Source organism: Saccharothrix texasensis, from assembly GCF_003752005.1.
Lineage (GTDB): Bacteria > Actinomycetota > Actinomycetes > Mycobacteriales > Pseudonocardiaceae > Actinosynnema > Actinosynnema texasense.
The window spans coordinates 8,734,410-8,755,927 of record NZ_RJKM01000001.1; the positions used below are offsets into that span (position 1 = coordinate 8,734,410).

General features: G+C 72.1%; 20 protein-coding genes. 8 read left to right on the forward strand and 12 right to left on the reverse strand.

Translation table 11 applies throughout. The annotated features are described in order from the left end of the window. Positions 1–177: 177 nt before the first annotated feature. The 4 genes from EDD40_RS38980 to EDD40_RS38995 form a co-directional block, all read right to left on the reverse strand. Positions 178–1,932, reverse strand: a complete 1,755-nt coding sequence (locus tag EDD40_RS38980; RefSeq protein ID WP_211348347.1) for an NAD(P)/FAD-dependent oxidoreductase — start codon at positions 1,930–1,932, stop codon at positions 178–180. Beyond that, on the reverse strand, positions 1,929–2,768 hold the full coding sequence (locus EDD40_RS38985) for a ferredoxin (RefSeq protein ID WP_123747326.1): 840 nt from the start codon (positions 2,766–2,768) through the stop codon (positions 1,929–1,931). The genes EDD40_RS38980 and EDD40_RS38985 overlap by 4 nt, the downstream gene beginning before the upstream one ends. 188 nt (positions 2,769–2,956) lie before the next feature. Continuing rightward, entirely contained in the window at positions 2,957–3,709 is a 753-nt protein-coding gene (locus EDD40_RS38990) for a DUF4142 domain-containing protein (RefSeq protein ID WP_123747327.1), read from the reverse strand. Positions 3,710–3,721: 12 nt separating this feature from the next. After that, positions 3,722–4,273: a hypothetical protein gene (locus tag EDD40_RS38995; protein WP_211348348.1), complete on the reverse strand. Its 552-nt coding sequence runs from the start codon at positions 4,271–4,273 to the stop codon at positions 3,722–3,724. 205 nt (positions 4,274–4,478) lie between these two features. On the opposite strand from EDD40_RS38995, the gene EDD40_RS39000 reads away from it, so the two are divergent. The 3 genes from EDD40_RS39000 to EDD40_RS39010 all read left to right on the forward strand — a co-directional run bounded on the left by EDD40_RS39000 (position 4,479) and on the right by EDD40_RS39010 (position 6,851). Further along, entirely contained in the window at positions 4,479–5,042 is a 564-nt protein-coding gene (locus EDD40_RS39000; protein WP_123747329.1) for a sigma-70 family RNA polymerase sigma factor, read from the forward strand. A 4-nt stretch (positions 5,043–5,046) separates the two neighbouring features. Further along, complete coding sequence (locus EDD40_RS39005) at positions 5,047–5,778, forward strand: anti-sigma factor family protein (RefSeq protein ID WP_123747330.1); 732 nt, start codon at positions 5,047–5,049, stop codon at positions 5,776–5,778. 161 nt (positions 5,779–5,939) lie between these two features. Then, positions 5,940–6,851 carry an NAD(P)-dependent oxidoreductase gene (locus tag EDD40_RS39010; protein ID WP_484336696.1) on the forward strand — a complete coding sequence of 304 codons (912 nt, stop codon included), beginning with the start codon at positions 5,940–5,942 and terminating at the stop codon, positions 6,849–6,851. On the opposite strand, the gene EDD40_RS39015 is transcribed toward EDD40_RS39010, so the two are convergent. From EDD40_RS39015 to EDD40_RS39020, 3 genes are all read right to left on the reverse strand, one after another. Next, a complete protein-coding gene (locus tag EDD40_RS39015; RefSeq protein ID WP_123747331.1) occupies positions 6,804–7,148 on the reverse strand; it encodes a DUF742 domain-containing protein in 345 nt (114 codons plus the stop codon). The genes EDD40_RS39010 and EDD40_RS39015 overlap by 48 nt on opposite strands. 544 nt (positions 7,149–7,692) lie before the next feature. Next, positions 7,693–7,947 (reverse strand): hypothetical protein, encoded by a 255-nt coding sequence (locus EDD40_RS41265; RefSeq protein WP_148089058.1) that lies wholly within the window; start codon positions 7,945–7,947, stop codon positions 7,693–7,695. Between the two features lie 87 nt (positions 7,948–8,034). After that, positions 8,035–9,102, reverse strand: coding sequence for a trypsin-like serine peptidase (locus tag EDD40_RS39020; protein WP_148089059.1), 1,068 nt, complete (start codon positions 9,100–9,102; stop codon positions 8,035–8,037). Positions 9,103–9,270: 168 nt separating this feature from the next. Here EDD40_RS39020 and EDD40_RS39025 point away from each other — a divergent pair, with 168 nt between their 5' ends. Then, positions 9,271–10,038, forward strand: a complete 768-nt coding sequence (locus EDD40_RS39025) for a class I SAM-dependent methyltransferase (protein ID WP_123747333.1) — start codon at positions 9,271–9,273, stop codon at positions 10,036–10,038. Between the two features lie 21 nt (positions 10,039–10,059). Here the strand turns inward: EDD40_RS39025 and ispH are convergent, their stop codons facing one another. The 5 genes from ispH to EDD40_RS39050 form a co-directional block, all read right to left on the reverse strand. Then, complete coding sequence (gene ispH / locus EDD40_RS39030; RefSeq protein WP_123747334.1) at positions 10,060–10,998, reverse strand: 4-hydroxy-3-methylbut-2-enyl diphosphate reductase; 939 nt, start codon at positions 10,996–10,998, stop codon at positions 10,060–10,062. Between the two features lie 28 nt (positions 10,999–11,026). Then, positions 11,027–12,067 carry a family 2 encapsulin nanocompartment cargo protein polyprenyl transferase gene (locus EDD40_RS39035; RefSeq protein WP_123747335.1) on the reverse strand — a complete coding sequence of 347 codons (1,041 nt, stop codon included), beginning with the start codon at positions 12,065–12,067 and terminating at the stop codon, positions 11,027–11,029. 108 nt (positions 12,068–12,175) lie between these two features. Then, positions 12,176–13,585 carry a family 2B encapsulin nanocompartment shell protein gene (locus EDD40_RS39040; protein WP_123747336.1) on the reverse strand — a complete coding sequence of 470 codons (1,410 nt, stop codon included), beginning with the start codon at positions 13,583–13,585 and terminating at the stop codon, positions 12,176–12,178. Positions 13,586–13,616: 31 nt separating this feature from the next. Next, on the reverse strand, positions 13,617–15,020 hold the full coding sequence (locus EDD40_RS39045; protein WP_123747337.1) for a family 2B encapsulin nanocompartment shell protein: 1,404 nt from the start codon (positions 15,018–15,020) through the stop codon (positions 13,617–13,619). Positions 15,021–15,451: 431 nt separating this feature from the next. After that, the gene (locus tag EDD40_RS39050) at positions 15,452–16,276 is read right to left on the reverse strand and encodes an alpha/beta hydrolase family protein (protein WP_123748612.1); all 825 of its coding nucleotides are present in this window, start codon (positions 16,274–16,276) and stop codon (positions 15,452–15,454) included. 209 nt (positions 16,277–16,485) lie between these two features. On the opposite strand from EDD40_RS39050, the gene EDD40_RS39055 reads away from it, so the two are divergent. The 4 genes from EDD40_RS39055 (at position 16,486) to EDD40_RS39070 (ending at position 21,396) form a co-directional block, all read left to right on the forward strand. Beyond that, positions 16,486–18,978, forward strand: coding sequence for a LuxR family transcriptional regulator (locus EDD40_RS39055; RefSeq protein ID WP_123747338.1), 2,493 nt, complete (start codon positions 16,486–16,488; stop codon positions 18,976–18,978). 62 nt (positions 18,979–19,040) lie between these two features. Continuing rightward, positions 19,041–19,427, forward strand: a complete 387-nt coding sequence (locus EDD40_RS39060) for an acyl-CoA thioesterase (protein WP_123748613.1) — start codon at positions 19,041–19,043, stop codon at positions 19,425–19,427. Further along, positions 19,424–20,524 (forward strand): zinc-binding dehydrogenase, encoded by a 1,101-nt coding sequence (locus EDD40_RS39065; protein WP_123747339.1) that lies wholly within the window; start codon positions 19,424–19,426, stop codon positions 20,522–20,524. Before EDD40_RS39060 ends, EDD40_RS39065 begins: the two co-directional genes overlap by 4 nt. Before the next feature lie 86 nt (positions 20,525–20,610). Further along, positions 20,611–21,396: a cyclase family protein gene (locus EDD40_RS39070; RefSeq protein WP_246038213.1), complete on the forward strand. Its 786-nt coding sequence runs from the start codon at positions 20,611–20,613 to the stop codon at positions 21,394–21,396. The last annotated feature ends 122 nt before the right edge of the window (positions 21,397–21,518 follow it).

The following is a 21,518-nucleotide window of genomic DNA, read 5'->3' on the forward strand; positions in this document are numbered from 1 at the left end:
TCAATCTGTCCCGGATGTCTGAATATTTCACACCACGCGAATAGTTTGTGAACAACTGGTCGTGCGGGCCGTGCCACGAGGGTGGGACGTCGCCGAACCCGGCTCGGTGCCGCACGTGCCTTCGGGGCCGCGAAGCCGCCGACCGCACGCCACCGGTCCGCGGCACGAGGCGGTGGATCACCGGGGTCTGGCCTTCGGTCCGGTGCGGACCAACGACCGGCCCTGCCCGCGCGACCGCACGACCGGGGCGTGCGACGGCGGCAAGGGCAACGGCTGGGACTCCTGCTGCTGACGTGGCACCCTGGCCAGTTCGACGGGGTCCGAGAACTGCGTGCGGGCCGGTCCGGGCTCGGACCGCACCGATTCCGATCGCACCGATTCCGATCGCAACGGTTCCGGTCGCGCCGGCTCCGCGCGTGCCGACGCGGCGCGTGCCGCGTTCGTGCGCGCGGCCTCGGACCGGACCGCCTCCTGGAGCAAGGCGTTCTCCAGCCGCAGCGCCTCGGTGCGCACGGCCTCGAACCGCATCGACTGCTCGGACCGCGTCGGTCTGGCCCGCGGCGCCTCGAAGCGCACCGATTCCGTGCGCGGCGCTTCGAGCCGGACCGACTCCTCGCGCCGGACCGGCGCCGCCATCGGCCCGGGGACCGGCGACTCCCTCGGCGGCACGGGCTGCTGCGCCACGGGCCGCGGCACGGCGTCCGGTCGGGGCACGGGCTGAGGCGGGCGGCGCTGAGGTCCGCTCGCGGTCACCCGGTTCTGCCGCCACAGCTCGGTCGACAGCTTGATCATCGCCGTCGGCGCGTCCAACCCGACCATCCCGACCAGGCGCCCGTCGCTGACGAACCCGGTGATGGTCCGGTGGTCCTTCTGCGAACCGGCCAACGTCGTCGTGTCCTGGCCCAGGGAAGGCAGGCCCGACCCCTGGATGCGCATGCCGTACTGCTCGGTCCAGAACCGGGGGACGGGGGTGAACGGCCGCGAGTCGTCCCTGCCCGCCAACAGGTTCTCCGCGGCCGCCCGCCCCATCTCCACCGCGTTGAGCCAGTGCTCCACCCGACGCGGTTGCCCTCCGAACCGGAGGTTCGGCCACCGCGCGACGTCGCCCGCGGCCACGATGTCGGACCCGCCGACCACGTGGCACGTGGGGTCGCACAGCACGCCGTCCTCCAACACCAGACCCGATCCGCGCAGCCAGGCCGTCGACGGCGAGGCGCCCACCGCGATCACCACGACCGCGGCGAAGAACACCTGCCCGTCGGAGAGGTGGATCGCCACCCCGCCCGCCTGGCGCACCCAGTGCCGGATCTTCACGCCCATCGCCATCCGGACACCGCGCACCCGGTGCGCCTCGGTGACCGTGTCGGCGATGTTCTTGCCGACCGCGCTGCCGAGCAGCGTGGACGACCGGCTCACGATGGCCACGTCCCGGCCCATCGTCTTCACCGACGCGGCCATCTCGCAGCCGATGAGGCCGCCGCCGATGACCACGACCAGCCCCTGCGTCGAGTTGATCGCCCGCTTGATCGCGATCGCGTCGTCCACGGTCCGCAGCACGTGGATGCGCGGGTCCTGGCGCGGCGCGCCCGCCAGGTGGCGCGGCTCGACACCGGTCGCGATGATCAACCCGTCGTACTTCAGCTCCTCGCCGCCGGGCAGGCCGACCACGCGCCGGTCCGGCTCCAGGTGCGTGGCCGCGGTGCCGAGCCGCCACACCGCGTTCAGCTCGCGGCTGATGGTCAGCCGCAGGTCGGACGCGATCAGCTCGCCGTTGATCGCCTCCTTGGACAGCGCGGGCCGGTGGTAGGGCAGGTGCCGCTCCGCGCTCACGATGACGATCTCGCCGCGGAAGCCGAGCTCCCGCAGCCGCTCGCCCGCGCGCAGACCGGCCAGCCCGCCGCCCGCGATGACCACGCGTTCCTCGTTCTTCACCGCACACGCTCCCGCAGCTCGATCGCGCGCATCGGGCACGCGCGCGCGGCGGCCCGCGCCTTCGCGAACTGCTCGGGTGGCGGCCTGCGCTCGTACCGCAGGCGTTCGTCGTCGACCAGCTGGAACAGCCCCGGCGCCTCGGCCTGGCAGATGCCGTAGCGGTGGCAGCGCTCGTTGTCGACGCTGATGTCCAACGCGCTGCCGCCCGCGCCGTCCGGCTCGGGCTCGAAACCGGGCTCGGGTTCCAGCATGCCGAGCTTCACCAGCCAGTCCGGCGGCAGGAAGCGGGCGACGGCCATGGTCGCCGTGGGCACCAGGATCGTCAGGCCGGCCAACCACAGCACGGCCAGGTTGCCGTTCGCGACCGCGCCGAACCAGGAGTGGACCACGGTGACCGCGACCGCGAGGTAGGCCAACTGGTGCAGCCGCAGCCACTTGCGGTAGTAGACCTTCTTGCGCAGGCCCGCGGTGATCGCGATGGTCAGCATGATCTCCAGGCCGAGGATGCCGAGGGCGTGCCGGAGCAGGCCGCCGTCGTAGAACGGCACCAGGACCTTCAAGTACGAGAAAGCGCCGAGCTGCAACAGGGTGAACGCCAGCGCGTGCAGCGACCCGAACGTCAGGGCCATGGTCGCCAGCACCATGTGGCTGTTGCGCAACCCCTGTCTGCCGGAGATCTTGTTGGCCCAGCCCGTGGCGATCAGCACGCCCCAGCACAGGGTGGCGCACATGGACGCGTAGGCCAGGCGGGCCGAGATCTGCGCCACGTGGCGCACTCCGGCGTCGTGGTCGCCGCCGGTCGCCTGGGCGATCAGCAGCGGAACCTGGGTGAGCACTGGTCTTACCTCCGAGATGGCGGGGGAGAACTCGCAGGCGGTGGGAGCGGGCCGACCCGTGGCCGGCCCCGTTCGGGCCGACCCGCCCGGCCGGCCGCGCAGGAGTGGTCACGACCTGCCGGGCGGGTTCGAGGGTGGAAGTCCTCCGCGATGGGAGAGGCGCTGTGGTTCCCGTTCACCACCTCCTTTCACTTGACGTTGGCGCGTGGCCGCAACAGGCGCAGGATCGCGATCGTCACGACCGCGCCCACCAGGCACATGAGGAGCACGGAAAGGGGACTCGGGCCGCCCGTCGGCAGCTGCGCCGCGGCCCGCACCGGGTCGGCGCTCACCGCGTTCGCGGGCGCGGCGCCGGCGGCCACGGGCTTGGACAGACCCATGTCGGTGACCATGTTGGTGCTCTCCAACAAGGTCATGTGCTTGAGCACGATCTGGTTGCACACCTGGGCGAACTGCCGGATCGCCTCGTTGCGGGTGTTCGCCCGCACGGTGGCGATGGCCGGGAAGATCGAGCCGTGCGCGGCGCGCAGCCGGTTGGCGAACGAGTCGTCGAAGGCCGCGCCGGTGCGCGCCCGCATCTCCGCCATCCACGACTGCTGGTCGGCGTTGGCCTCGTCCGGCAGGGCGACGCCCATCTGGGACGCCAGCCGCACCACCCGCTCGTCGAGGAACGTGTGGTCGCTCGCCAGCTGCGCGCCGACTTCCTTGACCCGGACGCTGGCCGCGCGGGTCTGCGCCTCCTCGCCCATGGGCATCTCCCACAGGCCCGCCAGCCGTACCTTCACCAGCAGTTCCTTGTCCAGCGCGGTGATCGGGCCCAGCGGCGTCTGCTCCACCGGTCCCGCCCCGGGCGGGTCGTCGGCGTGCGCGACCCCGGGCAGCGCGGGCAGCAACAGCAGGTGCAGGGCCAGTGCGGCCGCCGCGAAACGCTTGGCTGACATGGTCTTCTCGTCCTAGTAGCCGTCGCCGGTGGACGGTTGGTCGGGCGCCGCGCCGTCGTCGGTCTGCGCCTTCTTGCCGTCGGGCGTCACCGCGAACCACGCGCCGCCCTTGCCCTGCCCGGTCAGGTCGCCCGCCTTCTTGTCGCCCGCGTACCGGTACAGCGGCCAGCCGGCCAGCGTGACCTGCTTCCCGCCGTCCGCGCGGGCCACCGAGCCGACCAGGGTGGGGTCGACGCCGGAGGTCATGGTGTGGTCGCTGACCAGCACGGGCGGCCACGCCTTCAGGCACTCGGCATCGCAATTGGACTTCGACGGTTTCGCGGTGTCCTTGTCGTAGCGGTACAGCGCGAAGCCGCCCGCGTCCGAGACGAACCACCCGACCTGCTTCGACTCGGTCGCCGAGAGCATCTGGTGCGGCTCCTTGCCGAATTCCGGCTGCTGCTGGAGAGTCGTCGGACCGGAACCGGCGCCGTTCGCGGCGCCCTGGCCCGCGGTGGTGTCCACACCGGTCGCGCCGCAGGCGCTGACCAGCAACAACACCGAGGCTGCCGGTACCAGCAGCAACGGCCTCCGGGTACGTCGACTTCGCATCATTGGTCCTTTCTCCGGCCGGCGGGTCCGCCGAAAGGCCTAGCGGACCGGTAGGCCGGGTCCGAGGCTTTGAAGCGGATACCGTGGAGTACGGACACGATGCGATGACGGTTCACGAACAAATCGACGACTTTTTTTGCGGCCAAACCCTCGACGCGGCAGCCCCCGGCGCGCTTGGATGCTCGGCGTGGCGCGGCACAGACGCAGCACTTCCCCCCAAAGAGATCACGGTTGGCCGGACTTGAGTCTGGAAGACGAGCTGATCCGCAGGCTCTACCAGGAGTTCGGCAGCGCGCTGCTCGGGCATGCCATGAGGCTGACCGGCAGCGACCGGCAGTGGGCAGAGGACATCGTCCAGGAGACGCTCGTGCGGGCGTGGCGCAACGCCGAGAAGCTGGAGCGGGACCCCGTCCTGCTGCGCTCCTGGCTGTTCACCGTCGCCCGGCGGCTGGTCATCGACGACCGTCGCAAGCGGAGCGTCCGACCGCAGGAGTCGGAGTTGACGCCGTCCGACGAGGCCCCGCAGCGTGATGAAGCGGACCGCACGCTGGCGGCCATAGTCGTAGCCGAAGCGATGAACGGACTGACGGAGGAACACCGGGAGGCTATTCTCGAGACGTACTTGAGGGATCGGACCGTCGGGGAAGCCGCAGCGGTGCTCGGGGTACCGCCCGGCACGGTGAAGTCCAGGGTGTACTACGCGCTCCGCGCCCTGCGGCGAGCGTTGCAGGATCGGGGCTGAACAGGTGACTTCGCAGCCGTTCCACGTCGACGTGGCGGCGTACGTCCTCGGTGTCCTCGACGAGGACGAGGTCGACGCGTTCGAGAACCACCTCGCCCAGTGCCGTCGATGTGCGCTCGACCTGCGTGATTTCGCCGAACTTCCCGATCTGCTCGACGAGGCCGACGCCAACGGCATGCTGCGCGCCAACGCGGGGGAGCGGCCCGACGGCCGCTCGGTGCGCGCGATGCTCGACTCGGTCTCGGAAGTCAGGGCGCGCAAGCGCCGCAACGTCGCGCTGCTGGCCGCCGCCGCCGCGGTGTTGCTCGTCGTGCTGACCGCGGTCGTGTCGGTCTACGCCGCCGCACCGTCCGACCCGGTCGCCACCTCCTCCACGCCGTCGGTGCCGGAGCAGTCCAACGTGGCGAAGGGCGCCCCGGACCCGTCCGGCACCATCACCCGCACCGATCCCACGACCGGCGTGTTCGCCCGGCTCTCGGCCACCCCCGAGCCGTGGGGCACGTCGGTGCAGGTCGAGGTGAAGGGCGCGAAGGGCCCCACCCGGTGCGAGCTGGTGGCGAAGTCGCGCACGGGTGAGGCGATGGTCCTCGGCTCCTGGCTGGTGACGACGTCCGGCCCGGGCAAGGACCCGGTGACGGTGCGGGCCTCCGTCGGCCTGCGCTGGCACGACATCACCGAGTTCGTGGTGCGGGACACCGAGGACGGCGAACCCCTGGTCCGCCTCCCCACCTCCTGACCACCCGCGTGTCCTGCGCCCGGAACGCGGGTGTCCCGCGTTGAGGACACCCGGGTCGAACGCCCGGGACACGCCGAGCGCACCACCGTTCAAGACCCGCACCACCGGCACGGCGTTCAATCCCCCGGGGAGACGGCGCCGTGCCGTCGTGCGAGGAGGTCGTGGTGGAGGTCGGATTCATCGGTCTCGGCATCATGGGGCAGCCGATGGCGCTCAACCTGGCCCGGTCCGGCCGGCCGCTCGTGGTGTGGAACCGCTCGCCGCACCGGGTGGAACCGCTGCGGGACGCGGGCGCGCGGGTCGTGGCGACACCGGCCGAGGTCTTCGCCGCGGCCGAGGTCGTGATCCTCATGCTGGCCAACGAGGACGCGATCGACGCCGTCCTCGAACGCGGCACGGACCGGTTCGCCGACCTCGTCGCCGGCCGCACGGTCGTGCACATGGGCACGACCTCGCCGGGCTACTCGCACGCGCTCGGCGCCGACGTCCGCGCCGCCGGTGGTGACTACGTCGAGGCGCCCGTCTCCGGCTCGCGCGGCCCGGCCGAGGCGGGCGAACTCGTCGCCATGCTCGCCGGCGACCAGGACGCCGTGGCCCGGGTCCGGGAGGTGATCACGCCGATGTGCGCGGACTCCGTGTCCTGCGGCCCGACGCCCAACGCGCTGCTGATGAAGCTGTCGGTGAACCTGTTCCTGATCACCATGACCACCGGCCTGGTCGAGGCGTTCCACTTCGGCGAACGGCACGGGCTCGACCTCGGCACGCTGGTCGAGGTGCTGGACAAGGGCCCGATGGCGAGCAAGGTGTCCCGCGCGAAGACCGCGAAGCTCCTCGCCGGCGACTTCGACGCGCAGGCCGCCGCCGCCGACGTCTTCACCAACACCCGGCTGATCACCGCCGCCGCCCGTGCCGCCGGGGTCGCCTCGCCGCTGGTGGACCAGTGCCTGGCACTCATGGGCCGCACGGTGGAACTGGGGCACGGCAAGCAGGACATGACCGCCGTCGTGCACGCCTTGCGGGAACGGTCAGATTCGGCGCAAACCGAGCAGGACGCGTTCCATCAACTCCAGTGACGGCCGACCCTTGGCGTCGATCGCCTGATCTTCGTGCACGTTGATCAGGCTCATGTCGGACATGTCCGCCAACAACACGCGGACCACGCCGAGCGGCAACCGCAATGTCGCCGCGACTTCCGCGACGGAATGCGGGTTGCGGCACAGGTCGCTGATGACGCGGTGTTCCGCGGTCGACGTGAGAGCGTCTCTCGCCGCTCTTTCGTTCGTCGTCACGATGGTCTCGATGGCCAACGTCGTCGCGGAGCGCGTGCGCCCGCCGGTTCTGGTGTAGGGGCGCACCCGGAGGGTCGACACACCAGCTCCTCAAAGCCGTCGAAGTGATCATGGTCGCGCGTGCGTCAGGGTCGCTGACGCCGCTAGACCCTACGAGTGATCACGGCTCCTGTCTCGGTTTTCCCGGCATGTGGGAGGTTCTGCGCGTCGTCGCGACGGTCTGTGCCCGGCCGCTTCCACGGGGTGTTCGACGCGGTGCGCGGCCGGTGCGCAGGCATCGGATGATCGGTCTTCTGCACCGTTCGTTCGCCGGTGGTCCGACTCCGGATCGCCTGGGACTGGTCGTCCCAGGCGTCCGCCGGGGGTCTACCCGATGGGTGTGGGATTCGCGATCACGCTTACCTCGCAGAACACGTGGGGGGTTTCTGGTGTCCTGGCGATGAGCTCACCACCGAGTGGCTTGTGGCCGGAACCGAAGGTAGTGAGAGGTGGAGCGCTCTCACAACGGTTGTTGACCAAGGTTTGATGTTGGAGCTCCCGCGCGCGGTCGGGGCGAATTGCCCCGACGGCGATTCCGCGGCGATTTCCGCCGCGCGTCGGCCGGCGCCGGACGGCCGGGAAGTGCTCAGCGGCAGTTCCCGGGATCGGCCCTCCCGGGGATCGGCGCGCCCCCGGCGCTGCTCATCCGCTCGGGGCTCCAGTACTCGTCGCCACGTCCCGATGTGCCGGCGACGGGGCCGGAGGCCTGACCGGGGGGCGCGTCGCACGAGCCCGGACCGGGGACCTCGGGGGAACCGGGCCGCAGGACGCCGAGCCAGAGGCCGGCCACGGCCGCCGCCGTCACCGCCGCCGCGAGGGGGATGACCGCTCGTCGTCGCACAACACGACCTCCCGGTCCGCCGCGCGAAGGCGACGACCGGTCCGCCCGACCGCCCGGCGGACAGGTCGTCCCGCGCGATCAGCGCCGCTACATGTCCTTCACCGCGTCGAACAAGCTCCCGGCGGTATCGTAGCTGAAATAAGGGCTTTGCCACTTGTACACGTGCGTGGGGTCCGGGTCCCAGAACATCCAGCTGTTCACCCCGTCGAGATAGGCCCAGAACGTCACCCCGTATTCGGCCAGCCACGGGCCGCCACTCGCGCCACCGGTCATGGTGCAGCCCAAGGTCGGGAATCCGCCCTCGTTCCACGTGGTGCCCGAGCAGTAGTAGAGGCCGCTTCCGTCGAACGGCGGATCGGCCGGGTAGCCGAACATGTGGACCCCGTGGCCGTAGCCGTATCCCCATCGGATTCCCTGGCCGCCCACCGCGTCCACGATGCGCACGCCGTCCTTGGGCTGCATCACCACGGCCGCCACGTCGAACGCGCGGTTCGCGTTGTCGATCCACGCGGTCTTGGTCCACAGCTGGTAGGCGTTCCACGTGCCGAACGGCGAGCCGCCGTGGTACTCGGGCACGAACACCCAGCGGTTGACGTCGAACCAGCCACGACCGGAGCCGCCGCCGTGCACGCAGTGCCCCGCGGTGAACACCAGCCGCTTGCCGCCGCTGTTGACCGTGCTGCCCGAGCAGGAGTGGTCCCCGCCGTGGTCGTCGACGAAGAACACCCGGCCGGACATGGTGTGGATGTCCGCCTTGGGGCTCACCACCGTCGGCAACGCGCCCTCGACCTTCCCCCTCGGCCCGGGTCTCGGCGCGCGCTGTTCCACCGTGCTGCCGGCGGTGACCCGAGGTGGTCCGGCGACGATGGCCTCGGCCATGCGCGCCGGCGTCCAGTATTCCTCCGCGCTCAGCCCTTTCGCCGACGTGACCGCTGATCCGGTGTTGCCCGCGGTCAGCCCGGCGGCGTCCACCGACTGACCTCCCGGCTGCGCGACCGCGGGACCGGCCATCACGCCGATTCCCGCCACGCATCCGGCGAGGACAACGGTGAACCTGTGAAATAACCGCACGATTCCTCCCCATGGTGAAACCTCGAAAAGGCGGCGTTCCGCCGGTCGCCACACCCGAATCCGGTGGCGGTGCACGATGACCACTACCTGGCGGCCCCTTCTCGCGGCAGCGAGCATGTCGCACCCGTCGCGGTGGCCACAAGGCCGTGCCGCACGGTCTGCCCGTTCAGGCCGGCTCCGGGAAATCCACGATCAGGTCATTGACGAAAATGGTTGGGGGACAGGGCGGTCGCGGGCGTAGCGTCGGCGATCATGATGGAAGACGACCCGGCGGATGGCTGGTTCCCCGAGAGCGTCGCCGCGGGCTACGACGCCCCGGGCGGGGCGAGCGCGCCCGAGGTCGTGACGCCGGTGGTGGACGTCCTCGAAGACCTGGCCGACGGTCCGGTGCTGGAGTTCGCCGTCGGCACCGGGCGGATCGCCGCGCCGCTCGCCGCTCGCGGCGTGCCGGTGAGCGGCATCGAGCTGAGCCGGGCGATGGCGGCACGGATCGCGGGCAAGCCGGGCGGCGCGGCGGTCGACGTGACGATCGGCGACATGACGTCGACGCGGGTGGCCGGTCGGTTCTCGTTGGTCTACCTGGTGTTCAACACCATCGGCAACGTGACCGCGCAGGACGGGCAGGTCGACGTCTTCCGCAACGCCGCCGCCCACCTGCGGCCGGGCGGGCTGTTCCTCGTCGAGGTGGGCCTGCCCGACCTGCGCCGCCTGCCGCCCGGCCAGGACGTGGTGCCGTTCGCGGTGGCGCCCGGCGCCGACGGCGGCGGCTACGTCGGGTTCGACCGGTACGACGTCGTCACGCAGGAGTTCACGTCGAACCACGTCACCGTGTCACCGGACGGGACGGGGACGTTCCGCCGCATCCCCTTCCGCTACGCCTGGCCGGCCGAGCTGGACCTCATGGCGCGCATCGCCGGGATGCGCCTCAAGCACCGCTGGGCGGACTGGGACCGCTCAGAGCTCACCGCCGAGAGCACCAAGCACGTGTCGACCTGGGAGCTGGACCCGAGCCCGCGGTAGTCGCCCCGGCCGGCCCGCGGCTCAGGACCGGCCGGACGTCCCGCGCACCGCCGGGGGCAGGGTGAACCGGATCGTCTCCCGCGCCGTCTCCCGCACCTGGACGTCCCACGCGCCCAACGCCTCCACCACCTCGTCCACCAGCTTCGGCGGCGCGGACGCGCCCGCGCTCACCCCGACCACCCGCGCGCCGTCCAGCCAGTCCTCACGGATGTCGGAGACGTCGTCGATCAGGTGCGCGGGCGTGCCCATCCGCCGAGCGGTCTCCACCAGCCGCACCGAGTTCGACGAGTTCCGCGAGCCCACCACGAGCACCAGGTCGGCCTCCCGCGCGATCTCGCGCACCGCGTCCTGCCGGTTGGTGGTGGCGTAGCAGATGTCCGCCGAGGAAGGACCGCGCAGCGCCGGGAACTTCGCCCGCAACGCGGCCAGCACCTCGGCGGTCTCGTCCATCGCGAGCGTCGTCTGGGTCAGGTAGGACACCCTGGTCGGGTCGGGCACCTCCAGCGCCGCCACGTCCGCGACCGTCTCCACCAGCACGGTCCGCGCGGGCGCCTCGCCGAGCGTGCCCTCGACCTCCTCGTGCCCGGCGTGCCCGATCAGCACCACCGTGTCGCCGCGCTCGGCGTACCGCTTCGCCTCCGCGTGCACCTTGGTCACCAGCGGGCACGTCGCGTCGACCACGTCCAACCCGCGCCGCGCGGCCTCGTCGCGCACGGCGGGCGACACCCCGTGCGCGGAGAACACCACGGTCGCGCCGTCGGGCACCGCGTCCAGCTCGTCGACGAACACCGCGCCGCGCGCCTCCAGCTCGGCCACCACGTGGGTGTTGTGCACGATCTGCTTCCGCACGTGGACGGGTCCACCGCGTTGGTCCAGGAGCCGGTCGACGATGTCGATCGCCCGTTCCACCCCGGCGCAGAACGACCGGGGCGACGCCAGCAGCACAACGGGGAAGGCCATGAGCACTCCTGGGTAGGCGGCGGAAGGGTCAGTGGTCGCGGCGGGTGGCGAGGCTGGCCAGCGCGTCCAGTTCGCGCTCGGCGCGCTCGGACGGCCCGGCCGCCCGCAGGTGCTCCCGCGCCTGCGCCAGCAGCTCGTCCGCCCGGCCCTGGCTCCACGCCCGCGCGCCCGAGTCCTCGATCAGCTCCGCCGCACGTGCCAGGTCGGCCGGGGTGAGCGGCTGCTCGGCGTGGTACAGCGCGTGCAGCTCGCGGCCGGCGGGCGTGTCCGAGGTCAGCGCCGCCACCACCGGCAGCGACTTCTTGCGGTTGGCCAGGTCCGAGTACACCGGCTTGCCGGTCACCTCCGGGTCGCCCCAGATGCCGAGCAGGTCGTCGACGAACTGGAACGCCAACCCGACCCGTTCGCCGAAGGACCGCAGGTGCTCCACCTGGTCGACCCGCCCGCCGCCGAACAACGCGCCCAACGCGCAGGCCGCGCCCAGCAACGCGCCGGTCTTGCCCTCGGCCATCCGCACGCACTCCGCCAGCCGCACGTCGGCGCGCTCCTCGAAGGCGAGGTCGGCGCTCTGCCCGTCCAGCAGGCGCTGCACCGCCGACGACAGCACCCGGATCGACTGCTGGGCCCTCGGGTGACCGCTGCCCGCCAGTACGTCCAGCGCCAGCGTGAGCAACGCGTCGCCGGCCAGGATCGCCGGGTTCACGCCGAACACCCGCCACGCCGTCGGGCGGTGCCGCCGGGTCTGGTCGCCGTCCATCACGTCGTCGTGCAGCAACGAGAAGTTGTGCGTCAGCTCCACCGCCACCGCGGCCGGCAGCGCCGCGTGCGCCGCGCCGCCCACCGCCTGCGTGCCCAGCAGCACGAGCGCGGGCCGGATCGCCTTGCCCGCGTCCGCGCCGATCGGCCTGCCGTGCTGGTCCCACCACCCGAAGTGGTAGCCCGCGATGGCCCGCATCGAGTCGGGCAGCCGGTCGACCGCCGCCCGCAACGCGGGGTCCAGGCCCGCCCGGCTCCAGTCCAGCACCTCGCGCGCGGTCCGGTGATCGAGGCTCACGTCCAGGTCGGTCATCCGCCACAACTCCTGTTCGGGGGGAGGAGCCCGGCTACCGGAGCAGGCACGGGCAGGGGAGAGCGACAGCCGGGCGTGGCGGCCCGGCTGTCGTGCACGACGCCGCGGTCAGGACCGGCCGATCTCCACGTGCTCCAGCACCCCGAGCGCGTCGGGCACCAGCACGGCCACCGAGTAGTAGGCGCTGACCAGGTAGGACACGATCGCTTTCTCGTTGATGCCCATGAACCGCGCGTTCAGGCTCGGCTGCACCTCGTCCGGGATGCCCGGCTGGTGCAGCCCGATCACGCCGTTGTCCTTCTCGCCGACCCGCATGGCGAGGATCGAGGTGGTGCCCTGCGGCGTGATCGGGATCTTGTTCGACGGCAGCAGCGGGACACCGCGCCAGGTGACGACCTGCGTGCCGTCCACGTTGGCGGTGCCGGGGTACAGGCCGCGCTTGCTGGCCTCGCGGCCGAACGCGGCGATCGCGCGCGGGTGGGCCAGCATGAACGCCGTCTTGCGCCGCCGGGACACCAGCTCGTCCAGGTCGTCCGGGGTGGGCGGGCCGGACCGGGTGTGGATGCGCTGCTTGAGGTCGGCGTTGTGCAGCAGCCCGATGCGGCGGTTGTTGAGCATCTCGTGCTCCTGGCGCTCGCGCAGGGCCTCGATGGTCAGCCGCAGCTGCTGCTCGGTCTGGTTCATCGGGTGGTTGTAGAGGTCGGCGACGCGGCTGTGCACCCGCAGCACGGTCTGCGCCACTTCCAGCTCGTACTCGCGCGGCGCCAGCTCGTAGTCCACGTAGGTCGTCGGCAGGTCCGGCTCGCCCTCGTGGCCGGAGGCGATCTCGATCGCCGCCTCGCCGTGCTTGTTCTGCGGCTTGCCCGCGGCGCGGGCGAACCCGTCGATGTGCGCCCGCAGCGCGTCGGCCTGCCCGTTCAGCTCCCGCAGCGCCCGCCACGGCAGCGCCAGCACGATCACCGGGGTGACCGCCTTGATGGTGAAGTCCCACTCCACCTCGTCGCCGTACATGACCTCGTCGCCGAAGTGGTCGCCGTCGGCCAGCGTGTCGAGCACGGTCTCGTCGCCGTACTTGCCCTGCCCGAGCTTGTTCACCTTGCCGTGCGCGATGAGGTAGACCTCGTCGGCCCGGTCACCGGAGGAGACCAGGACGTCGCCCGGCCGGAACTCCCGCTGCCGGAACCGGTCGGCCAGCGCGGTCAGCACGTCGTCGTCCGGGAAGTCGCGCAGCACGGGCAGCTCCCGCAGCTCCTGCGGGATGACCCGGACGTCGGCGCCGGTGCTGGTGAAGCTCACCCGTCCGTCGCCGAGCGCGTAGGTGAGGCGGCGGTTGACCCGGTAGGTGCCTGCCTGGGTGGTCACCCAGGGCAGCTTGCGCAGCAGCCACCGCGGCGAGATGCCCTGCATCTGCGGGGTGGACTTGGTGGTGCTGGCGAGGTTCCGGGCACTGGCGGTGCTCAGGCTCTGCCGCTGCTGCTCGGCCTCCTCGGGTGCGAGGCCGGGGTCTGTCACGGTCACTTGGGCTGCCCAATCTGGTCGGGGGGACTAGTCAGTCTTCGCGGCCGAGTTCAACGTGCTCCAGCACACCGATCGCGTCCGGCACGAGGATCGCGGTGGAGTAGTAGGCGCTGACGAGGTAGGAGATGATCGCCTTCTCGTTGATGCCCATGAACCGCACCGACAGGCCGGGCTGGTACTCGTCGGGCAGACCCGTCTGGTGCAGGCCGATGACGCCCTGGTTGTGCTCGCCGGCGCGCAGCAGCATCACCGAGCTGGTGCGGGTCTTGGTGATCGGGATCTTGTTGCACGGCAGCACCGGCACGCCGCGCCACGCGGGCACGTGGTGGCCGTTGAGGTCGATGGTCGACGGGTAGATGCCGCGCTTGCTGCACTCGCGGCCGAACGCGGCGATCACCCGGGGGTGCGCCATGAACGCCGTCGGCTCCTTCCACACCGTGGCCAGCAGGTCGTCCATGTCGTCCGGGGTGGGCGGTCCGCTGCGGGTGTGGATGCGCTGCTTGAGGTCGGCGCTGTTGAGCAGGCCGAAGTCGCGGTTGTTGACCATCTCGTGCTCCTGGCGCTCGCGCAGCGCCTCGATGGTCAGCCGCAGCTGCTGCTCGACCTGGTCCATCGGCTGGTTGTAGAGGTCGGCGACGCGGCTGTGCACCCGCAGCACGGTCTGCGCGACGCTCAGCTCGAGCTCGCGCGGCGAGACCTCGTAGTCGACGAACGTGCCGGGCAGGTCGGGCTCGCCCTCGTGGCCCGAGGCGATGTCGATCTCGGCCTCGCCGTAGGCGTTGGACTTGCCGCCCGCCGCGAACATCCGCTGGATGTGCGCCCGCAGCCCGCCGGCCTCGCCGTTGAGCTGCTCGAACACCTCCCACGACAGCACCAGGACGATCACCGGCGTGACGGCCTTGATGGTGAAGTCCCACTCGCCCTGCGGCCCGGCGAGGACGTCGCCGCCGAAGTACTCGCCGTCGGCCAGCGTGCCGAGCACGGTCTGGTCGCCGTACTCGCCCCGGCCGATCTTGTTCACCTTGCCGTGCGCGATCAGGTGGACCGCGTCCTGCGGCCGGCCCTCCTCCACGATCACCGAGCCGGGCTCGTACTCGTGCTGGGTGAACCGGTCGGCCAGCGCGCTCAGGGCCTCGACGTCCTCGTAGCCGCGCAGCAGCGCCAGTTCGGTCAGCTCCTGCGGGATGACCCGCACGTCGGCGCCGATGTTGGTGAACGTCAGCCGTCCGTCACCGATCTCGTAGCTGAGCCTGCGGTTGACCCGGAAGGCGCCACCCTTCGCCTCCACCCAGGGCAGGACCTTCAGCAGCCACCGCGAGGTGATGCCCTGCATCTGGGGAACGGACTTGGTCGTGGTCGCGAGGTTCCGCGCCGCCGCCGTGCCCAGGCTCAAGCGTGGTCGCTCGATGTCCAAGTCCGAATCGGTCACAGTCACCGCATCACACCGCCAATCGGTTCAGCTCAGTGGTCCGCATCGACCGTAGTGAGCCTGAATGCGCTACCGGAAGCGGCCGATGTGACGACCCCCCTGAGGGTCATTCAGGCCTGTTGTGCGTACTCACTGTGGATGTTGTCTGCTTCGCAAGTCATCAACGGGTGATCTTGACGTGCATTGGAGCATTATTCGTGATGAGCAGGAATGGCGGTATCATTTGGCGTAGCAATATTCACTGGAAAGTGTCGTTGACAGCGTCTTGGACCACCTCTGGTCTGCGGTTTCGCCGATGTGCGGACCGAAGTTCATCCTCCGGCGGGCACGAAAAAACGCGGTGCCGACGTGAAGTCGGCACCGCGTAGTCGAGCCGTGGAACGGGCGTGGCGTCGAGATCGGGCGCGACGCCACGCCCGGGTCGGCGACCCGGTCGATCAGACCGAGTGCGGACAGGTGTCCCGGTAGTCCGAGATCAGCGAGCTGTCGGCCGGGGACGGGCACAGGAACTGCTCGTAGCGGGTGTCGTTGTCGATGAACCGCTTGAGCCACGCGATGCTGTACTTCGCGATCGTCGTGTTCGAGCTGTTGGGCGCGAAGTGGCTGGCGCCGTTCAGCTCCAGGTACGCCTTGTCCAGGGTGGACGGCAGCGAGGTGTAGAACGGGATCGAGTGCGACGCCACCGGCGCCACCGTGTCGTCCTCCGCCCCGACGACCAGGGTGGGCACCCGGTTGCTGCCCCAGGTCTTGTCGGTGTGCCACCCGGTCAGCGGGATCGCCGCCTGCAGGGACGGGCGCTGCTCGGCGGCGCGCATGGTGCCGCCACCACCCATCGAGTGGCCCATGACGCCCAGCCGCGACGCGTCGATCCGGCTGCGGACGTCGCTGCGCTGGGTCAGGTAGTCGAGCGCGGCGAGCAGTTGGTCCGCCCGGCTGTCGGGCTGGTCGTAGAGGGAGTTGGTGGCGATGGTGATCACCACGAAGCCCTGCGACGCCAGGCGGGGGCCCAGCCACGCGATGGTGGACTCCGTGCCGGTGAAGCCGGGTGAGATGGCGACCGCGCCGAAGGTGCCCTCGGAGGTGCTGGTCGGGTAGTAGATCGTGCCGCCGCCGAAGCCGGAGACCAGCGAAGACACCGTGGTGGAAGAGGTGGAGAACGGGCCGCGGGACGCCTCGATGCTGGAGTTGCTCGGCGCGGGGCCGCGCCGGAACTCCTCCTCGGCGGCGTTGGCCGGGCTCACGCCGACCAGGGACAGGACCATCGCCGGGATCAGCGCGGGGATCAGTTTGCGGAGTTGCACGTCGGTGTACACCTCGCTTGGCAGGGAACTACGGTCAGCGATGACCTTGCGCCACTGGGTGAGCGCTCCGCATCGGTGCAACCACCGGTCCCGAGCCGAAAACTAACGCTGGTAGATAATTTCTGCCGCAGCTCTTCCGCCGGACGTCGCCCTCCCGCCAGACTGGCTGCATGCTGCGCGGACGTGACCGGCAGCGCGTCGCCGTCGACGCGTTGCTCGCCCGTGCCCGCGCCGGTCACGGCGGGGCGCTGGTGCTGCGCGGCGGCCTGGGCGCCGGCAAGACGGCGATGCTGGCCGCCGTCCGGGAGACCGCCGTCACCACCGACCGCGAGGTCCTGCTGTGCGTGGACGACGCCCACCTGCTGGAGGACGTCGACTGGCTCGTGGAGCTGGCCGCCGACGCCGCCGACGAGCCGGTGGCCGTGCTCATCGCCACCGAGGGCGAGCCGCTGGGGCTGCCGTGGGTGCGGCTCGACCCGCTCGACCACGCCGACAGCCTGCGCGTGCTGCGCGACCTGAGGCCCGGCCTCGCGCCCGGCCTGGCCGACGACGTCGCCGACCTGGCCAGGGGCAACCCGCTCGCGCTCACCGAACTGGCCCGCGCGCTGACCTCCGAGCAGCTCGGCGGCACCGCGCCCGCGCCCGACGAGCTGCCCGAGGACAGCTCACTGCGGGCCCGGTTCAGCGCCCGCTTCCGCGCCCTCTCGCCGCAGGCCCGGTTCGCGGCGGCGTTGAGCGTGGTGGACGACGAGGTCGACGCCGACGCGCTGGCCCGGATGCCCGATCTGGACCTGGCCGCGGTCGAGGAGGCCGCCGCCCTGCTGGACGGCGGCCCGCTGGTCCGGTCCACGCTGCGCACCGCGATACCGCTGGCCCTGCGCTACGCGGCGCACGCCGCGCTGGCCGCGAACCTGCCGCCCGGACCGCGCCGCACCTGGCACGAGGCCGCCCGCGCGCCGGGCGCGCGCGACGCGTTCGCCGAACGGCTCGAAGCCTCCGCCGGCCGCGCCCGCCGCTGCGGCGACTACCCGGCCGCCGCCCGCGACCACGACCGCGCCGCCGCGCTCGCCGCGGACCCGGACGCCAAGGCGCGCCACCTGATCGCCGCCGCCACCGACCACTGGGCCTCCGGCGCGCCCCGCCGGGCCCGCGTCGCGCTGCGCACCGCGGCGCGGCTGACCGACAGCGGCGAGCTGAGGGCGCGCGCCGAGCTGCTGCGCGGCGGCATCGACCTGGGCAACGGCCTGCCGGACGTCGCGGTGCGCCGGCTGCTGCACGCGGCGGGCGAGCTGGTCGGCACCCACCGCTCGCTGGCCATCACCGCGCTGGGCTTCGCCGGCGAGGCGGCGAGCATCGCGGGCGACCACGCCCGGTACGCCGAGACCGCCGCGTTCGCCGCGAGCCTGCGCCGGCCCGACGAGCCGGACGGGACCCGGATCACCCTGGACCACCTCGCGGGCATGGCCGCCACGTTCGCCGGGCGGCACGAGGAGGCCCTGCCCGTGCTGCGCTCGGTGATCGAGCTGGCCGAGCGGGTGCCGCACCCGCAGGCCAAGATCTGGGGCGGCCAGGCGGCCTACACCCTCGGCGACGCGTCCCGGGCGCACGAGCTGGCCACCAGCGCGGTCACCGCGGCGCACGAGCACGGCCTGACCGCGCTGGTGCCGTGGGCGCTGGTCTACCGCGCGCTCTCGGCGTTGCTGCTCGACCAGCACTCGGTGGCGTTGTCGGCCGCGTTCGAGGGCGTGCACGCGGCCACCGCCATCGGCCAGCACAACGCCGTGGTCGACCACCTCACGATCCTCGCCCTGGTCGCCGCCCTGCGCGGCGACACCGACACCGCGATGCACCGCATCGACGCCGCCGCCGAGCAGATCGCCGAACGCGGGCTCGGCCGCTCCGGCACGTTCGGCGCGTGGGCGTTCGCCTGCGTGGACCTCGTGCTCGACCGGCCGGCCGACGCGCTGGACCGGCTGCGGCTGATGGCCGCCGGGTCGGGCGGCGTGCACACCGGCATCAAGGTGATGGCCGCGCCGCACGTGGTGGAGGCCGCCGTCGGTTGCGGCCGGCCGGCCACCGCGGACCGGGCGCTGCGCCGGTACGAGAAGTGGGCGGGCACCACGGGCAGCGCGGCCCGGCTCGCGCTGTCGCACCGCTGCCGCGGCCTGCTCGCCGACGGGCCGCGCGCCGAGGAGCACTTCCGCGAGGCGATCCGGCTGCACCGGGCCAGCGGCACCGCCATGGAACTGGCCAAGACCGAGCTGTTCTACGGCCACCGGCTGCGCCGCGACCGCAAGCCGCGCGCCGCGCGCGACCTGCTGCGCGACGCGGTGAAGATCTTCCAGCGCTACGACGCCGACCGCTGGGTCGCCCGGGCCCGCGCCGAGCTGCGCGCGGCGGGCGAGGCGGTCGGGCCGACCCAGGCCGACCGGACCGCCGACCGCGCCGCCAACCGGGCCGCGGGCCGCTCCGACGTCGACCCGACCGCGGGCCTGACCCCGCAGCAGGCGCAGATCGCCCGCCTGGTCGCCGAGGGCGCGACCAACCGCGAGGTGGCCGCGCGGCTGTTCCTGAGCCACCGCACCGTCGAGCACCACCTGCGCAACATCTTCGCCAGGCTCGAGGTGCGGTCCCGCGTCGAGCTGACTCGGATGCTCGACTGACCCAGGAGGTTCGGTGCGGTTCAGGAGGACGCGTGCGTGAGGACTACCGGCACTGGCAGCGGATGCCGACCAGGTGGCACGACAACGACGTGTACGGGCACGTGAACAACGTCGTGCACTACGCCTTCATGGACACGGTGATCAACACCTGGTTGATCACCGAGGGCGGGTTGGACATCCACCACGGGCAGGCGATCGGGCTGTGCGTGGAGTCCCACTGCAACTACCGGGCGTCCATCGCGTTCCCCGAGGCCGTGGACGCGGGCCTGCGGATCGGGCACCTCGGCCGCTCCAGCGTCCGCTACGAGGTCGGCTTCTACCCGGAGGGACGGGACGACGTGGTCGCCGAAGGGCACTTCGTGCACGTGTTCACCGACCGCGAGACCCGCAAGCCGGTGGCGATCCCGGCCGGTCTGCGCGCCGCGATGGAAGGGCTGGTGGTCGCGTGAAGACCAGGGGCGCGGTGCTGACCGAGGTCGGCGGACCGCTTCAGGTGCTCGACCTGGAGCTCGACCCGCCCGGTGCGGGCGAGCTGCTGGTGCAGGTGCGCGCCACCGGGCTGTGCCACTCCGACCTGTCGGTGATCGACGGCTCCCGGGTCCGGCCGCTGCCGATGCTGCTCGGCCACGAGGCCGCGGGCGAGGTGGTGGAGACCGGGCAGGGCGCGTCGGACTTCGCGGTCGGCGACCGGGTGGTGCTGTCGTTCGTGCCCGCCTGCGGGTCGTGCCGCCGCTGCGTGTCCGGGCGGCAGGCGCTGTGCGAACCGGGCGCGGCGGCCAACCGCGCGGGCACGCTGCTCGGCGGCGACCGGCGGCTTCGGCTGCCCGACGGCACTCGACCGCACCACCACCTCGGCGTGTCCGGGTTCGCCGAGTACGCCGTGGTGTCGGAGAAGTCGGCCACCCTCGTGCCCGCCGACCTGCCGTTCGAGATCGCCGCCCTGTTCGGCTGCGCGGTGCTCACCGGCGCGGGCGCGGCGTTCTACAGCGCGGCCGTCACACCCGGTGACCGGGTCGCGGTGTTCGGGCTCGGCGGCGTCGGGCTGGCCGCGCTGCTCGCCGCACGGGCCGCCGGCGCGTCGCAGATCATCGCGGTGGACGTGGTGGCGCACAAGCGGGAGCTGGCCCGCAAGCTCGGCGCCACCCACGACGTGGCCGGCGGTCCCGACGCGGTGGCGGAGGTGCGCTCGCTGACCGGCGGCGGCGCGGACAAGGTCATCGACACCACCGGCGTGGCGGCCGTGCTGGAGCAGGCGTACCTGGCCACCGGCGCGGGCGGCACCACGGTGACCGTCGGCCTGCCGCACCCCGACCGGACGATCACCCTGCCCGCGCTGAGCCTGGTCGCCGAGGAGCGGACGGTGAAGGGCAGCTACCTCGGCTCGTGCGTGCCGCGGCGGGACGTGCCCCGGTTCGTCGACCTCTACCGGGCCGGGCAGCTGCCCGTGCACGAACTGCTGTCGGGGCGCCTCGAGCTGGACGACATCAACACCGGGTTCACCCGTTTGGCGTCAGGAGAAGCCGTCCGGCAGGTCGTCGTTTTGTGATCACCCTGCCGGTACGGTTACCCGGATCGGGTGACGGCCAGGCAGAGGAGTGGTAAGCGGTGCGGAGACGCTCGATGCTCGCGGGTGTGGCGACAGCGGTGGGCGGCATGTTCGCGGGCGGTGGTTCGGCGGGCGCTTCGGGTCGTTCCGGCCGGCTCGGCCTGGCCGACTACCGGCTGGTGAACCTGGCCCACGTCAACGACCCGGACCGGACCAACGTCTACCCGGGCGACCCGGAGTTCACCCTCACCACCGTGACCACGGTGCCGGAGCACGGGTACTACCTCCAGTACGCGCGGCAGGGCGAGCACACCGGCACCCACTGGGGCGCGCCCGCGCACTTCAACGACGACCAGCCGCACGCCGACGAGCTCGACGCCGAGGACCTGTTCCTGCCCGCCGTCAAGATCGACGTGCGGGAACGGGCCGCGCGGGACGCCGACTACGAGGTGAGCGTCGCCGACCTGCAGCGGTGGGAGAAGCGGCACGGCCGCATCCCGAACGAGGCCGCGGTCGTGCTGTGGACCGGGTGGGAGGAGCGCTGGGGCACCCCGGCGTTCTTCAACTTCGACGCCGACGGCGCCATGCACCAGCCGGGGTTCTCGCTGGCGGCCGTGCAGTGGCTCGTCGACACCGGTCGCCTCGGCCGGCGCGGCGCGCTGGGCACGGACACGTTCAGCCCGGAGTCCGCGCTCGACGCCGAGTACCGGGTGTCCAAGCTGCTCTACCGCGAGCACCGGATCAGCCTGGAGGTCCTGGCGAACCTGGCCTCGCTGCCCGAGCAGGGCGCGCACGTCCTGGTCGGCGGCACGGTCAACCGCCGCGGCTCCGGCTCGCCCGCCAGCGTCTACGCCTTCGTGCCCAAGCGCTGACCGGTCGGCTCGTCGTCACCCGTCGTGGTGGTCCTCGGGCGTCAGGCGGAGCCGGCCGGCGAGCAGGGCGGCCTGGATGGACCGGCCGCACGACGACCTCGTCCGACCTGCCGCCCGCCGGT

Excerpts from the sequence above, each read along its gene's own strand:
- EDD40_RS39000 (WP_123747329.1), top strand. The coding sequence starts at position 4,479 with ATGCTCGGCGTGGCGCGGCACAGACGCAGCACTTCCCCCCAAAGAGAT.
- EDD40_RS39025 (WP_123747333.1), top strand. The coding sequence starts at position 9,271 with ATGATGGAAGACGACCCGGCGGATGGCTGGTTCCCCGAGAGCGTCGCC.
- EDD40_RS39050 (WP_123748612.1), bottom strand. The coding sequence starts at position 16,276 with ATGGTCCTGTCCCTGGTCGGCGTGAGCCCGGCCAACGCCGCCGAGGAG.
- ispH (WP_123747334.1), bottom strand. The coding sequence starts at position 10,998 with ATGGCCTTCCCCGTTGTGCTGCTGGCGTCGCCCCGGTCGTTCTGCGCC.
- EDD40_RS39055 (WP_123747338.1), top strand. The coding sequence starts at position 16,486 with ATGCTGCGCGGACGTGACCGGCAGCGCGTCGCCGTCGACGCGTTGCTC.
- EDD40_RS39035 (WP_123747335.1), bottom strand. The coding sequence starts at position 12,067 with ATGACCGACCTGGACGTGAGCCTCGATCACCGGACCGCGCGCGAGGTG.
- EDD40_RS39060 (WP_123748613.1), top strand. The coding sequence starts at position 19,041 with ATGCCGACCAGGTGGCACGACAACGACGTGTACGGGCACGTGAACAAC.
- EDD40_RS38990 (WP_123747327.1), bottom strand. The coding sequence starts at position 3,709 with ATGTCAGCCAAGCGTTTCGCGGCGGCCGCACTGGCCCTGCACCTGCTG.